Below are 13,715 nucleotides of genomic sequence, written 5' to 3' on the forward strand. Positions count from 1 at the left end.
GATGCAGAAATTCAGCTTGAAGTATCATAACAATATAGTCAAACAATTTGGCTATGCATGCTGTATTTTCATGCTGGCACAGACTTTAGTCACATTAAATAGCGCAAGCAAAGTTAGTGATAAAAATAAGCGCTAAATCTCAGAGATAATGATATCAAAGTGATTAAGTATCACTGAACGAGAAGAAACCCATTACAATGGCTATGATAATTTCATCGGCAAAACCTGCATTTTACGTAGTGATTAATTCAATGAGCATAAGAGACAAGTTTTAAGCTAAGTGTTATAATAACCGGTCAAATAAAGTTGAGAAAAACAAGATGTTAGCTATTCGTAAATTATTTTATTTATTATTACGCTTACCCGTAATGTTATTAGTGCGTTGCAAAGTTGTTGCCGACGAAATAATTAATGCCAAAAAACTCAAGGCTGAGCAACCAGTATTTTATGTTTTACGTCACCAGTCAGCCAGTGATGTTTTATCATTACGTACTGCCTGTAAAAAAGCTGACTTGCCTGATCCGTTATCAGAGGTGAATGTTGACGGACAAATCTTATCTCGACTGCTATTTTTAGAAAAACCGACGGCATTATTTCATTGGCGCAAACCGCAAAAAACCACCGCGATAGCACAAGGCTTCGAGTTACTTAATGCCCATGCAAAAAATGAACAGCTTGATGCTCAACTTATCCCTGCCAATGTTATTTGGGGCCGTACACCAACAAAAGAAAAAAATAATACTAATGTTGGCGCCCTATTAACGGATCAAGAGTCGCCAACTTGGTTACGCAAATTTTTTATCGTCTTATTTTTAGGCCGCCATACGATGGTGCGCTTTAGTGAAGCTATTTCATTTCGCCATATGGCTGATAAACATGGTAGCGACGAAGCCAGTGCAAAAAAATTAATGCGTATTGCCCGTTTTCACTTCCATCGTCAAATCATAGCGGCAACAGGTCCAAGATTGATGCATCGCCAGCAAATGTTCGATCATTTAATGGTTAACCCTGCCATTAAGCGCTTGATCAGCGAAGAAGCAAAAAATAAAGATATTCCTGAAGCACAAGTGAAAAAGCAAGCATTAGCGATAATGGATGAGATCGCCGGTGATTATCGTGATGTCACCGTACGTTTTGGCGAGCGCATACTGGGCTGGTTATGGAATCGCCTCTATAACGGCATCGAAGTTCATCAAGCAGAACGCTTAAGAAACTTAGCTCAAGAAGGCCACGAAATAATCTATGTGCCTTGTCATCGCAGCCATATGGATTATTTATTACTCACCTATGTTATTTTTCAGCAAGGTCTAGTAACCCCCCGGATTGCCGCGGGTATTAATTTAAACTTCTGGCCTGCAGGTCCAATTTTTAGAAAAGCGGGGGCATTTTTCATTCGTCGTAGCTTTAAAGGCAATCGCCTTTATTCCACTATTTTTCGTGAATATTTAAGCTTACTGTTTGAGCGTGGTTATTCGGTAAAATACTATTCAGAAGGTGGCCGTAGTAGAACCGGCAGATTACTTGCGCCGAAAACAGGCATGCTCGCTATGACCATTCAAAGTTTATTGCGCGGCATTGATCGACCATTAACCTTAGTGCCGGTTTATCTTGGCTATGAACATGTGATGGAAGTAGGCACATACCATAAAGAATTGAGTGGCAGCCAAAAGAAAGGTGAGTCCATATTTGGCGTTATTAAAGCCATACGCAACTTACGAAATTACGGCAAAGGTTACGTAAACTTTGGCGAGCCAATTAATATTAATCAATTTTTAAGCCACCAGGTACCTGATTGGAAGCAAGATATAGATCCGATAGATCCTCAAAAGCCAAAGTGGCTAACGCCCAGTGTTAATATACTCGCACAACAAGTCATGACCTCAATCAACCAATGTGCAGCATTAAATGGTGTCGCTTTAGTGTCACTGATTTTACATGCAACTGAAAACAAAGCCTTAACCAAAGCAGAATTAATTAGCCAACTTGATTTCTTCTTGGACATGCAAAGAGCGGCGCCATACCATAGCGAATTAACCATCCCGACTGAAACTGGAGCGCAATTATTAGCTCACGTAATTTTGCTCAATAAAGTAACGATTAATCAAGACAGTTTTGGTGACATTATTTCATTAACCGACAGTGCAATTCTAGAGTTACGCTACTATCGCAATAACATCCTCCACACCTTTATATTACCGTCATTGGTGTGTCGTTTATTAGAGCGTAACGCAAAAATTAGCCAAGATGACTTACTTGGCCAAATTCAACGTTTAGTGCAGCTACTTAAAACTGACTTGTTTTTATGGCAATCGGCTGAAGATGTTGAGCAACAAGTCAAAGCTGTTTGTCAGTTCTTAACTGAACAAAATATTGCTAAACAAAGCAAAGCCGGCTTTTGGTCACTTAGCCCAGATGATGAAACACGTGCGAAAGTTCGCTTAATTGCCGAGTGCGTGAACGAAACCATGCAACGCTTTGCCATTATCACTTCATTGCTGAGCCAATTGGCGCCGATTAAGAAATCAGAGTTAGATGAAAAAGTGGTTGCCATTGCCCAGCGACTATCGGTACTCAATAATATCAATGCCCCTGAGTTTATTGATAAAAAAGCCCAATCGACTTTAATTCTAGCGATGAAAGAGCAGGGTTATATCGTCTTAGATGATAACGATAAGTTAGTCGACAGCAGCACTTTAGGCCTATTGAAAAGCTCAGTCAGTAATTTAGTCGATATTGAAGTATTACAAAGTATTATTCGTTAATACCTTACTGAGATAAGTATTTACTGCTTGTTAATTATACCAAGTCTATTAAGTTTGTTCCCACTTAGTAGAATTGGTATGAGCAGCAGATATGCTGTTATTTTGCTCAGAAAAATTTATAAGTATTCCACCGTAACACCAACAAAAACAACTAAGCCAACATAGTGGTTATTCAAAAAGGCTTGAAAACAACGCTCACGGTCACGTCCAGAAATTAGTATTTGTTGATAACAAAAAAATCCTGCCGCTATCACTAATGACAACTGATAAGGCCAACCAAACGCCAATATGTCACCGACAGTGAACAATAAAGCTAAGGTCATTAGCTGCAAAAACATAATAATACGTTTATCACTTTCGCCAAAAATAATCGCTGTCGACTTAACACCAATTCTTAGGTCATCATCACGATCAACCATGGCATACATAGTATCGTAAGCAATAGTCCATAATACGTTAGCAGCAAATAATAACCATGCTGCTAGTGGTATTTGACCTTGCTCTTGGGCAAAGGCCATTATCATACCCCAGCTAAACGCCGCACCTAGTACCACCTGTGGAAAATGGGTAATACGTTTCATAAACGGGTAGCTCGCAGCTAATAACACCGCAACAAAAGACAGCACAATAGTATAATTGCTTAAAGTCAACACTAAAGCAAAAGCCAAGAGAATAAAGCTAGCAAATAACTGTAAAGCTTCACTACTTGACAATACCCCGGTTACTAAAGGACGATTTTGCGTACGTTTGACTGCCCCATCGATTTGTCGGTCAGCATAATCATTAATAATACAGCCAGCACTGCGCATAAAAAACACACCTAAGCTAAACACCAACAGCAGATGTAACGAAGGCCAGCCATCAGAAGCTATCCATAACGCCCAGTACGTTGGCCATAACAACAAATAGGTACCAATGGGCTTATTCATGCGGGTAATTTGTTTAATCGCCGTTAGCTTTTTCGTTAACTCACTCAAGGTAATGCCCTTTTATTTTTGATATGCCATCGCACCGGGCAAAAAGACTTCTGCCACCATCAGCGGCTTAGCATCCAAAACAAATATCGAACGTCGACCCCATAGCGGTTGTTGATTTTCTGCTATTGCTAAGTAATTAACCAAATTAGCAACGCTGGATTGTGCATTAAATGCTGTTACTTCAATTTTTTTACGCAACAAGTCAGGGTGATTAAACAACACCTGCCCTAAAGACTGTGTCCCTAAGTGAGCTAATTGCTGCTGCGCACCGGTTAAAGAACTGAGCGGTAATAAGCTACGCGCAAACACTTGTGGAATATCATCACAATACAATAATACTTCTCGTATCAAAACTTGCTCACCGGCGACGATATCATCATTGGCCTCGGCGGCATCACAAGCGATAATTTTTTGTCCGAGCACTTCCACACGAAAGTCTTGGCAAAGCGCTTTTAAACGTGCCGTTAATGAACTGGGATCAAGTAACCAATCACCTAGGTTGTTGGGAAGAGTATAGGTGTCTGGCGAGTGCCAATTTGTGAGCATTTGCACGGGAAATAATAAATGTTCTGTTGTCATACCTGAAAACTATTTAACGAAAAACGAGCTATGATAGCGTTTAGCATGACAAAAATACAGCTTACTGCGTGCAATAACCGACGATTAGCAGATTATAAATAAAGCTGAATTTTTCATAAAAACATCCGTACTTTAAAAATTACTAAATAATTCAGCGCTTGATCAAAATTCGCGTTATCATTTACTATCATCAACATCTTTAACTAACGTCCTAATTTGAGTTCTAATGTATGAAAACATCCATTATTTTAATGTTGGTACTGCTGAGTTCACCTTTGGCTAAAGCGGCTGATTATGCTTACTTTGGCTTTGAACCTTCTATTGTGACCAATTACGTAGCAGTGAAGAAAAAAATGGGTTACGTGCGCCTATCTGTAGAGCTCATGATTGAAGACGCTTCAAATTATGATGTTGTTGAGCATCATGCGCCACTATTGCGTGATGCCATTATTAATATTATTGGCCAGCAACCTGAGTCAAAAGTAAAATCGATCAATGGCCGTCATGAAATACAACGATTATGCGAAGAAAAAGTTAAACAATTATTGGAAAAAGAAACCGGCAAACCTCTAATTAAAAAGCTTTTATTTACCCAATGGTTAGATAATTAAGCGCTTTAATTATACAACTTAGCACTACATTAGCGAGTTTAGAACACACTCAGTATGACTAAAGAGTGTGTTTTTTTGTCTTTAAAACCTGCAAAAAAGCCAATACACAACCACTAACTAAACCGAGTAGATGAGCCGTATTAGCAACATTAATCGGCATTAAACTGGTATAGCCGAGTAACAACCAAAACAACATAAAGCCGATAATAGGTTTTGACAATGACAGGCCTTTTTCAGGCATTAGCCAGCCTATCCACCAAACATAGCCAACCAGTGCGTATACTACACCCGATAAACCACCAAAATTAGGGCCGTCAACCATAAACTGGCCAACATTAGATACAACCGCAGAAACCACTAACAAATTCAATAAGCTAAACTTTCCGCTTACCTGTTCTATCGACCCACCCAACTGCCACCACCACATGGTATTAAAGACAATATGTAACCATGAAAAATGGAAAAAAGCGGGCCCTAATAAACGGTGAGGTGCTGCTAGTACCACATCAACACTGAGTTGTGGATAGAATTGTAAATGCTGAAAGACAACATTACCCCAACCGAAGTTACTGGCAAGGAACACTAGCCAACACGCAGCAAAAACAACTAAAGTCACGACTCCTGCATGTGAAAAAAATTGACTTTTAAAGCTACTCATTAACGTGGGAAAACTTGAACTAACCTCAGTTACATCACCATTTTGCCAAGCCGCTTGTTGGTACTTAGCTTGCTCAGGTTGATTAATAAATTGTGCAAATTCTTGCTGTGCGAAGTCGTATTTGTCTTGCTGACAATAAATAACAAAGCCATCAGCTGCTTTTTCAACTAGCGTTTGAACCTGTAAGGTTTTCAGGTAATCACAAAAAAGTAACGCAATACTATGTTGCGTTACTTTTACTAGTGGCCGTAAGTCAGTGTTTGGCATTAACAGGTTACAACATCCGGATGCTGTAACTGCCAATCAGTAAAGCCACCATCAAGCGAGTATACTTCAGTGAAATCTTGACTGATCAAAAATTGCGCCGCCTGTTGGCTTGAAATACCGTGGTAACAACAAACCACTACAGGAGCATCAAAATCAGCATCGCGTAAAAAATCAGCTAAACTTTCATTACTTAAATGAATAGCATTTGGAATATGCCCTGATTGAAACGAAGCAGGATCACGAATATCAACAACTACATGTGATTCATCAGCTAATACCTTATGCAGTTCGCTGATTTGCATATGTTTAAAACTTTCTTCACTACTTGCCATTATTCATTATTCCCAATTTAAGATAACTTTACCTGATTGTCCTGAACGCATGATATCAAAACCTTGCTGAAAATCATCAACATTAAAGTGATGAGTGATAATTGGCGTTAAATCTAGGCCAGATTGGATCAAACTCGCCATTTTGTACCAAGTTTCAAACATTTCACGGCCATAAATACCTTTAATGGTTAAACCTTTAAAAATAATTTGACTCCAATCAATTGCCATATCTTGACCAGGAATACCGAGCATGGCAATTTTTCCGCCATTGTTCATATTGGCCAACATATCGGTAAATGCCGATGGCACGCCTGACATTTCCATACCGACATCAAAACCTTCAGTCATGCCTAAATCAGCCATCACCTCGGTTAATTTTTCTTTACTAACGTCGACCGCGCGCGTTGCGCCCATTTGACGAGCAAGGTCTAGACGGTATTCATTAACGTCAGTAATCACCACATGGCGAGCACCAACATGCTTTGCCACGGCTGCCGCCATAATACCAATAGGACCCGCACCGGTGATCAAAACGTCTTCACCGACTAAATCAAACGATAAAGCGGTATGAACAGCATTGCCGAACGGGTCAAAAATAGCCGCCAAATCATCTGAAACTTCATCGGGTAATTTAAACGCATTGAAAGCTGGGATCACCAAATACTCAGCAAATGAACCTTCACGATTAACGCCAACACCAACGGTGTTACGACATAAATGTGTACGACCACCACGACAGTTACGACAATGACCACAGGTAATATGCCCTTCACCAGAAACGCGGTCACCTAAGGTAAAACCACGAACCTCTTGACCAATACCAACCACTTCGCCCGCATACTCATGACCCACAACCATAGGTACCGGAATAGTTTTCTGTGACCATTCATCCCAGTTATATATATGAATATCAGTACCACAAATAGCGGTTTTTTTAATTTTGATTAACAGATCATTATGTCCTAACTCAGGCTTAGGTGAGTCGGTCATCCAAATGCCCGGTTCGGCTTTTAATTTTGCTAAAGCTTTCATCGTTAACCCTCAATTACTTTCATTTCTTTACCGATACGAATAAAGGCTTCAATGGCTTTATCCAATTCAGCTTTAGTGTGCGCGGCAGAAATTTGTGTACGAATACGGGCTTGGCCTTTTGGTACGACGGGAAATGAGAAACCAATAACATAAATACCTTCAGCTAATAAACGTTCCGCCATAGCACTGGCCACTTTCGCATCACCTAACATCACTGGCACAATGGCATGGTCAGCACCAGCACAAGTAAAACCAGCGGCTTCCATTTGTGTTCTAAAATATGCCGCGTTGTCTTTTAAGGTTTTACGCAGTTCGTCACCTTCAGCTAATAAATCAATCACTTTGATTGAGGCATTTACAATCGCAGGCGCTAAAGAATTAGAAAATAAGTAAGGACGTGAACGTTGACGTAGCCATTCAACTACTTCTTTTTTAGCGGCAGTATAACCACCTGAGGCGCCACCCATCGCTTTACCTAAGGTACCGGTAATAATATCCACACGCCCCATAACATCACAATATTCATGGCTACCACGACCTTGTTCGCCAACAAAACCAACGGCATGTGAATCATCAACCATCACCATAGCATTGTATTTATCGGCTAGATCACAAACCGCTTTTAAGTTGGCAATAACACCGTCCATTGAGAATACGCCGTCAGTAGCAATTAGCTTAAAACGTGCACCAGCTTCATCCGCTTCAATTAAGCGCGCTTCAAGTTCTGCGGCATCATTATTGGCATAACGAAAACGCTTGGCTTTACATAAGCGCACACCATCAATAATTGATGCATGGTTTAAAGAGTCAGAAATAATGGCATCTTCAGGGCCGAGTAAGGTTTCAAATAAACCCGCATTAGCGTCAAAACAAGAGGAATATAAAATGGTATCTTCCATACCTAAAAAAGTACTTAACTTTTGCTCTAAGGTTTTATGAATGTCTTGTGTACCACAAATAAAACGTACTGACGCCATACCAAAACCGTGCTCATCTAAACCTTCTTTAGCCGCAGCGATTAAGCTTGGGTGATTGGCTAAACCTAAATAGTTATTGGCACAAAAATTCACCACATCTTCACCGGTGTTAACTGCTATTTGTGGTTGTTGGGCGGTAGTGATTATACGTTCAGCTTTATATAAACCCTCTTCTTTAACTTGATTTATTTGCGCAGTTAAATGGTCATAAAAGTTATTAGTGCTAGCAGAATCGGTCACGGTAATTCCTTAAAAAGTAAGAGTCTTGCAATCATCGTATTATCAGCCTAGACGACTTAACAAGAAAAGTGACATTACTTATTAATTTGTCATTTTTAATAGTCAAATTGACATGTAGATGTGTCAAAGTGTAATATATTAGGTGTTTTTTTGCCTAATGCCCCTCAGGACTATCACTTGTTGTTAACCGAAAAAGATGAAGAGTTATTATCTATATTACGCCTCAATGCCCGCGCGAGTGTCTCTGATATGGCAAGGGCCACCGGTGTTTCTAGAACCGCAATACAGAACCGACTCAATAAGCTCGAAAACAATAATGTTATCGAAGGCTATAGTGTGGTTTTAGGTAGTGAGTATACGAGTGGATTAATTTCTTCGAATGTGTCATTAAAAGTAAACCCTAACCTTAGAAAAACCATCTGCTTAGCCTTGAGAAAAGTTCATCAAATTAGCCATATTTACTCTATCAGTGGTGAGTATGATTTATTAGTCACTATACAAGCCGCTACCCTGGAAAAACTCAGTGAAGTACTGAATATGGTGTGCTCACTTGAAGGGGTTGCTAGAACTAACTCCTCGATCATCCTTGATACTATATTTGAGCGCTAGCTAGTACTCTTGGAGCCTAGAGTGGTTGATAATTGGTGGCTGAATGCTGACAATCATGCAAAACATCGCACCTCTAGCATTTGGTGAGCCAAGAATAAGCCGCACCGAGGGCTTAAATTCATCCGTTTCCGTTATCGCTACCGTTTGTTCAATGGCCACATGACAAAGGCTCTGCCTTGTATAAATCCCAACAATTCGCTGCAAAAACAATCTCGAACGATCAACAGCCCCTAACTATTTTATATCTTGCTTGATTTTTTACGCAACTTATTAGGTATACTCTGCAACATTGATTGCTGATTTTTGAGCTTGTTAAGTGCGCTTTATTCTTGCTTTAGTGTTATACCGCTTATTATTCTTACTGTTAACACCCTTACTGTTGGTGGTGTTATTGCTGCGCTCGATTAATCATCAAGCTTATCGCCAACGCTTTTTGGAGCGACTTGGATTTATTTCAACCGCACTGCAAACCGGCGGTATTATTATTCATGCCGCCAGCGTCGGTGAAGTGATCGCCTTAAAGCCTTTTATCACTAAACTACTTAATAATTATGCTAATTTACCGATCACGGTAACAACATTTACGCCAACCGGGTCAGCACAGGTAAAAAAATTATTTGCTGATAAGGTGCAGCATTGCTATTTGCCACTGGATAATATTTTTTCTACGCAATTATTTTTAAAGCGTTTAAAGCCTAAAGCGATGATTTTTATGGAAACTGAGTTATGGCCAAATGTTATCGCTCAATGTCAAAAGCAGCAAATAAAATTACTCTTGATCAACGGACGATTATCAGAAAAATCGATGCGTAGCTACCAAAAACTTGCTTGGTTGATCATGCCAACGATTCAACGTTTTGACAAAATATTAACGCAGAGCCAAGTTAATCAAGACAATTATCTCACCATGGGCGCAAACCCTGAACAGTGTGAATTATCAGGTAATCTGAAGTTTGATATCAGCGTTAATAATGACGTTGCGGCTAAACAACAAGAACTAGCAGCTTTAATAACCCAGCAACGTAAAGTATGGCTAATTGCTAGCACCCACCCCGGCGACGAAGCATTAGCATTACAGGCATTTGAGCAAATAAAACAGCAACAACCTGATGCATTACTGATCATAGTACCTCGCCACCCTGAACGCTTTGAACAAGTTGCTAAGCTAGCACAAATAGCTGGATACCCCCTACTTAAGCGTAGTGAGCAACATCTTGTAACCCTACAAACAGATGTTTGGATCATCGATACTTTAGGTGAGTTACTAGCAACATGCGCTCTAGCCGACGTTGTGACTATGGGGGGAAGCTTTAGCGATATTGGCGGCCACAACCCATTAGAACCGGCTTTATTTAAAAAACCAGTGATCGTTGGCCCAAATATGAGCAATTTTAGTGAAATTTTACTACAGCTAAAGTCTGAGCAAGCTATAGTGCAAATTGCTGAGAATGAAAATATGCCGCAAACTTTAGCAGATGAAGTGCTGGCTTTATTTACCCATGAAAACAGCGCACAACGCGTGGGTGAAAATGGCTATAAAGTTGTACTAGCAAACCAAGGCGCAACCGCCCATTCATTAACGGCTCTACAAACATTATTACGCGTATAAACTTAACATTTACCATGTTTAAACGCGTTTTTTAACATATAACCTAACACCTAAAACCGTTAGCGTGATCAATAGTATCAGACCTAAAATACCTAGACACTGATCAAGTACCTTATGGCCTGTCCATTGTAAATAGTGAATTTTGTACAGCAAATTAATCAACTCAGTATCTTGACCTTTTTGGCTTAAGCTAAGGTTCTTCCAATCAAGTTTTATCTCAACACCTGTGCTTGTTTTTGCCGACAAGCCATTAACGCTGACTATATCACCGTACCTGTCACTGCCATTAAAAGCATCCCGCAATAATATTTTAAATGCTTGCTCGGATGGTGGCGCTTGATCCACTAGCGATTCTGGCGCTAAGTGCATGGTTTTATCTGTTGTTTTTACTAATAAATGCTTACCTAAAATGGTGTTCACTAAGCTGACTTTTTGCCAGTCACTTTTTGGACTGATCATAAACGAATCGTTCAATGGATAGGTTTTAATTGCCAGTGACTCATAGGCAGCCTGATAGCCGGGTTTGATAAAAAATATCATACCGGTGATTGTCCATCCCAACATAGGTAAGACTAAAATCAGACCAATTATTTTGTGTAGTTTGTTACTTTTAATCACATTAAGCTGCTTTATTAAGGAGTAAAAAAGGATGACATTTATAGTAAAAGCCAAAATTATTGAGATAAAGCGGCTTAGGCTTTTAAGCGCTCTTGTGCTATTTCTTTGATAAAAACAGGCGTAGAAAAGTCAGCTTGGTTATCTAATGCCAGCGGGATTAGCCATTGTAAATTCGGAATGATATTTTTCGGTATTGCCGATACTTTCATAATATGTATTTCTTCTGCTTCCATGGTTTTAGCACTTAACGCTAAATCAGTGCGCGCAAAATAGAGATCAACATCATAGCCATTGGGACGAAATACGTTAGCAAAGTATTGCCAATCGACTGGTTGCGTTATTACTCCAGTTTCTTCAGCGCATTCTCTTACCATCGCATCAATCGAAGTTTCATTCGCTTCAACTTTTCCGCCAATGCCATTAAATAAACCGCGCTGCCATTGCGGATTTATTTTTTTAATCAGGACAATCTGGTTAGTATCTTGAGAAAATAAAAATCCGGTAACATATTTTTTCACGCCTATTCCTTTTGCTGGCTTATAATAACTCGCTATAGTTATCATGAATAACGCGGTCGATAGTTCTTTTCACGTCAGCAATACTGATCTGCATCATCAAGTCTTTACCTTTAGCGCGAGTTCCCCAAGGCACTTGTTCAGCGGTTTTTTTATACTGTCGCTGTATCGCTGATTCATAAGCACTAACCACATACTGAGGATATAAATACGGACCAGTACGCTTAGGGTTACTGTGAGCATATAAGCCAACAACCGGTGTTTCTACCGTCACCGCCATATGAGCAGGACCAGTATCAGGTGCCACCACAAGGTGAGCAAGCTTTAATACTGCCAACAGTTGCTTCAAGCTCGTTTGCCCAACCAAATTTTGTATTTCATTAGCGCCCTGACTAAAGTCGCTCCGGCTAATTATCGCTTCAGCAAGTAATTTTTCCATGGTGGTTGGTCCACCACAAATTACGACCTTAAAGCCACGGGCATTTAAATGTTCAGCCGCTTGCGAATAACCTTCAGCATGCCAATTGCGTTCAGCTTTGCTGGCTGCCGGACAAATAACCGCAATCGGTTTACCGGCAGCATTTTCTGCACTAAGTTTTTCACTCGCCCATAGCTGTTCACTATCGGTCAATGGCATATGCCATAATGGCTCGGTTACGGCTAAGCCGAGCGCTTCGGCAAAACCCATAAAGCCATCCAAGACATGAGGTTGAGCTTGTGCAGCAATTTTTTTATTGGTAAATAACCCTTGTGCTTCTTTCGCACGTTGACTATCAAAACCAATTTTTATTTTTGCCGGAATACATAAACTTGCAAGACTGGCACGCAATGCGACTTGCATATGCAATAAAATATCAAATTGTTGGCCTTTAAGCTTTTCTCGAAGATCACGATAAGCTTTTAAACCGGCTTTCTTATCAAAAATAACAAATTCAACGCCTTCCATACCAAGCAACAAACTGGCTTCTATTTTACCTATCACCCAAGTGATCTTGGTATTTGGCCATTGTCGTTGGATATTTTGCACCATAGCTACAGCATGACATACGTCACCAATGGCTGATAATCGCAATAAACATAAATTTTTCGGAGCAGATAATTGACCCAGCATAAAGGATTCACCACAATAGGAGCAGAAATATAATATAGGCCTATTATCTTGAACCAGCCCGCAATTGTAAAACCCTGTCACGAAAAAACTTTTCAACAAGGCAATATTTATTGTCAATATGACAGCGATGAAATAACCAGCTTTTTACCTGAAATGCTTAACAGTGATTATTGGCAAGAGAAAAATGCCATTGTTGGCAGTGCGCAAGGGCGCGGCACCACGTGGTTTATCGCCACAGAAAACGCCGAAAACATTGAACGCAATTGGGTCTTACGCCATTATTACCGCGGTGGCTTAATTGGCAAAGTGGTTAATGATCAATATTTATTTACCGGATACAAAAATACCCGCGCGGCTCGAGAATTTACCTTGTTAACGTCAATGCGTGCATTAGGCTTACCAGCACCAAAACCTGTCGCTTTTCGTGTTATTAGGCAAGGTTTATTTTATCGTGCTGACTTATTGTCATCACGTATCGAAAATGCTCAGGATTTAGTCGCTGTGCTTAGCACAACAACAATTACTGACCTACTTTGGCAGCAAATAGGCAAAGTAATTAAATCATTTCACCAACAGGGAATTTATCATCATGATTTGAATGCTCATAACATTTTGATTGATGGTAATAATAAGGTTTGGTTGATCGACTTTGATCAAGGTGAGCACAGAGCAAAGCAAAGTAAATGGCCGGAAGATAATATGGCCAGGTTACTGAGATCATTTCGAAAAGAACAACAGAGAATGACTAATTTTTACTGGACTGAAAAAAACTGGCAAGCGCTATTAAACGGTTACCAGTCATAAAGTTTAATTTCTTG

Annotated in this window: 14 protein-coding genes; 5 read left to right on the forward strand and 9 right to left on the reverse strand. The window is 39.9% G+C overall.

Going from position 1 to position 13,715, the window contains the following annotated elements; translation table 11 throughout:
• Window positions 1-320: 320 nt before the first annotated feature.
• On the forward strand, window positions 321-2,762 hold the full coding sequence (plsB, locus tag FGD67_RS10350; RefSeq protein ID WP_257174923.1) for a glycerol-3-phosphate 1-O-acyltransferase PlsB: 2,442 nt from the start codon (window positions 321-323) through the stop codon (window positions 2,760-2,762).
• A 116-nt stretch (window positions 2,763-2,878) separates the two neighbouring features.
• Here plsB and ubiA read toward each other — a convergent pair whose 3' ends face one another.
• Both ubiA and FGD67_RS10360 read right to left on the reverse strand, forming a co-directional pair.
• Window positions 2,879-3,739 (reverse strand): 4-hydroxybenzoate octaprenyltransferase, encoded by an 861-nt coding sequence (gene ubiA, locus FGD67_RS10355; protein ID WP_257174924.1) that lies wholly within the window; start codon window positions 3,737-3,739, stop codon window positions 2,879-2,881.
• 12 nt (window positions 3,740-3,751) lie between these two features.
• On the reverse strand, window positions 3,752-4,318 hold the full coding sequence (locus FGD67_RS10360; RefSeq protein ID WP_257174925.1) for a chorismate lyase: 567 nt from the start codon (window positions 4,316-4,318) through the stop codon (window positions 3,752-3,754).
• A gap of 230 nt (window positions 4,319-4,548) precedes the next feature.
• Between FGD67_RS10360 and FGD67_RS10365 the strand changes: the two genes are divergently transcribed.
• Window positions 4,549-4,929: a flagellar basal body-associated protein FliL gene (locus FGD67_RS10365; protein WP_257174926.1), complete on the forward strand. Its 381-nt coding sequence runs from the start codon at window positions 4,549-4,551 to the stop codon at window positions 4,927-4,929.
• Between the two features lie 58 nt (window positions 4,930-4,987).
• Here the strand turns inward: FGD67_RS10365 and glpG are convergent, their stop codons facing one another.
• Genes glpG through FGD67_RS10385 form a run of 4 tightly spaced genes read right to left on the reverse strand, consistent with a single transcriptional unit; the run spans window position 4,988 to window position 8,435 of the window.
• Window positions 4,988-5,854: a rhomboid family intramembrane serine protease GlpG gene (gene glpG / locus FGD67_RS10370; RefSeq protein ID WP_257174927.1), complete on the reverse strand. Its 867-nt coding sequence runs from the start codon at window positions 5,852-5,854 to the stop codon at window positions 4,988-4,990.
• Entirely contained in the window at window positions 5,854-6,186 is a 333-nt protein-coding gene (glpE, locus tag FGD67_RS10375; protein ID WP_257174928.1) for a thiosulfate sulfurtransferase GlpE, read from the reverse strand. Before glpE ends, glpG begins: the two co-directional genes overlap by 1 nt.
• A gap of 6 nt (window positions 6,187-6,192) precedes the next feature.
• Entirely contained in the window at window positions 6,193-7,218 is a 1,026-nt protein-coding gene (tdh, locus tag FGD67_RS10380; protein ID WP_257174929.1) for an L-threonine 3-dehydrogenase, read from the reverse strand.
• 2 nt (window positions 7,219-7,220) lie between these two features.
• Window positions 7,221-8,435 (reverse strand): glycine C-acetyltransferase, encoded by a 1,215-nt coding sequence (locus FGD67_RS10385; protein ID WP_257174930.1) that lies wholly within the window; start codon window positions 8,433-8,435, stop codon window positions 7,221-7,223.
• 180 nt (window positions 8,436-8,615) lie between these two features.
• Here FGD67_RS10385 and FGD67_RS10390 point away from each other — a divergent pair, with 180 nt between their 5' ends.
• Together FGD67_RS10390 and waaA are read left to right on the forward strand one after the other, a co-directional pair.
• Window positions 8,616-9,044, forward strand: coding sequence for an Lrp/AsnC family transcriptional regulator (locus tag FGD67_RS10390; RefSeq protein ID WP_257175100.1), 429 nt, complete (start codon window positions 8,616-8,618; stop codon window positions 9,042-9,044).
• A 316-nt stretch (window positions 9,045-9,360) separates the two neighbouring features.
• The gene (gene waaA, locus FGD67_RS10395) at window positions 9,361-10,653 is read left to right on the forward strand and encodes a lipid IV(A) 3-deoxy-D-manno-octulosonic acid transferase (protein ID WP_257174931.1); all 1,293 of its coding nucleotides are present in this window, start codon (window positions 9,361-9,363) and stop codon (window positions 10,651-10,653) included.
• Window positions 10,654-10,671: 18 nt separating this feature from the next.
• Here the strand turns inward: waaA and FGD67_RS10400 are convergent, their stop codons facing one another.
• The 3 genes from FGD67_RS10400 to FGD67_RS10410 all read right to left on the reverse strand — a co-directional run bounded on the left by FGD67_RS10400 (window position 10,672) and on the right by FGD67_RS10410 (window position 12,897).
• Entirely contained in the window at window positions 10,672-11,271 is a 600-nt protein-coding gene (locus FGD67_RS10400; protein ID WP_257174932.1) for a PepSY domain-containing protein, read from the reverse strand.
• Window positions 11,272-11,345: 74 nt separating this feature from the next.
• Entirely contained in the window at window positions 11,346-11,789 is a 444-nt protein-coding gene (locus tag FGD67_RS10405; RefSeq protein ID WP_257174933.1) for an NUDIX domain-containing protein, read from the reverse strand.
• A gap of 19 nt (window positions 11,790-11,808) precedes the next feature.
• Entirely contained in the window at window positions 11,809-12,897 is a 1,089-nt protein-coding gene (locus tag FGD67_RS10410; protein WP_257174934.1) for a glycosyltransferase family 9 protein, read from the reverse strand.
• Window positions 12,898-12,945: 48 nt separating this feature from the next.
• Between FGD67_RS10410 and FGD67_RS10415 the strand changes: the two genes are divergently transcribed.
• Window positions 12,946-13,701, forward strand: coding sequence for a 3-deoxy-D-manno-octulosonic acid kinase (locus FGD67_RS10415; RefSeq protein WP_257174935.1), 756 nt, complete (start codon window positions 12,946-12,948; stop codon window positions 13,699-13,701).
• The last annotated feature ends 14 nt before the right edge of the window (window positions 13,702-13,715 follow it).

This window comes from Colwellia sp. M166 (assembly GCF_024585285.1).
Lineage (GTDB): Bacteria > Pseudomonadota > Gammaproteobacteria > Enterobacterales > Alteromonadaceae > Cognaticolwellia.

What these genes read in the sequence shown, in the direction of transcription:
- plsB (WP_257174923.1), top strand. Translation starts at nt 321, where the DNA reads ATGTTAGCTATTCGTAAATTATTTTATTTATTATTACGCTTACCCGTA.
- FGD67_RS10360 (WP_257174925.1), bottom strand. Translation starts at nt 4,318, where the DNA reads ATGACAACAGAACATTTATTATTTCCCGTGCAAATGCTCACAAATTGG.
- FGD67_RS10365 (WP_257174926.1), top strand. Translation starts at nt 4,549, where the DNA reads ATGAAAACATCCATTATTTTAATGTTGGTACTGCTGAGTTCACCTTTG.
- glpG (WP_257174927.1), bottom strand. Translation starts at nt 5,854, where the DNA reads ATGCCAAACACTGACTTACGGCCACTAGTAAAAGTAACGCAACATAGT.
- glpE (WP_257174928.1), bottom strand. Translation starts at nt 6,186, where the DNA reads ATGGCAAGTAGTGAAGAAAGTTTTAAACATATGCAAATCAGCGAACTG.
- tdh (WP_257174929.1), bottom strand. Translation starts at nt 7,218, where the DNA reads ATGAAAGCTTTAGCAAAATTAAAAGCCGAACCGGGCATTTGGATGACC.
- FGD67_RS10410 (WP_257174934.1), bottom strand. Translation starts at nt 12,897, where the DNA reads ATGCTGGGTCAATTATCTGCTCCGAAAAATTTATGTTTATTGCGATTA.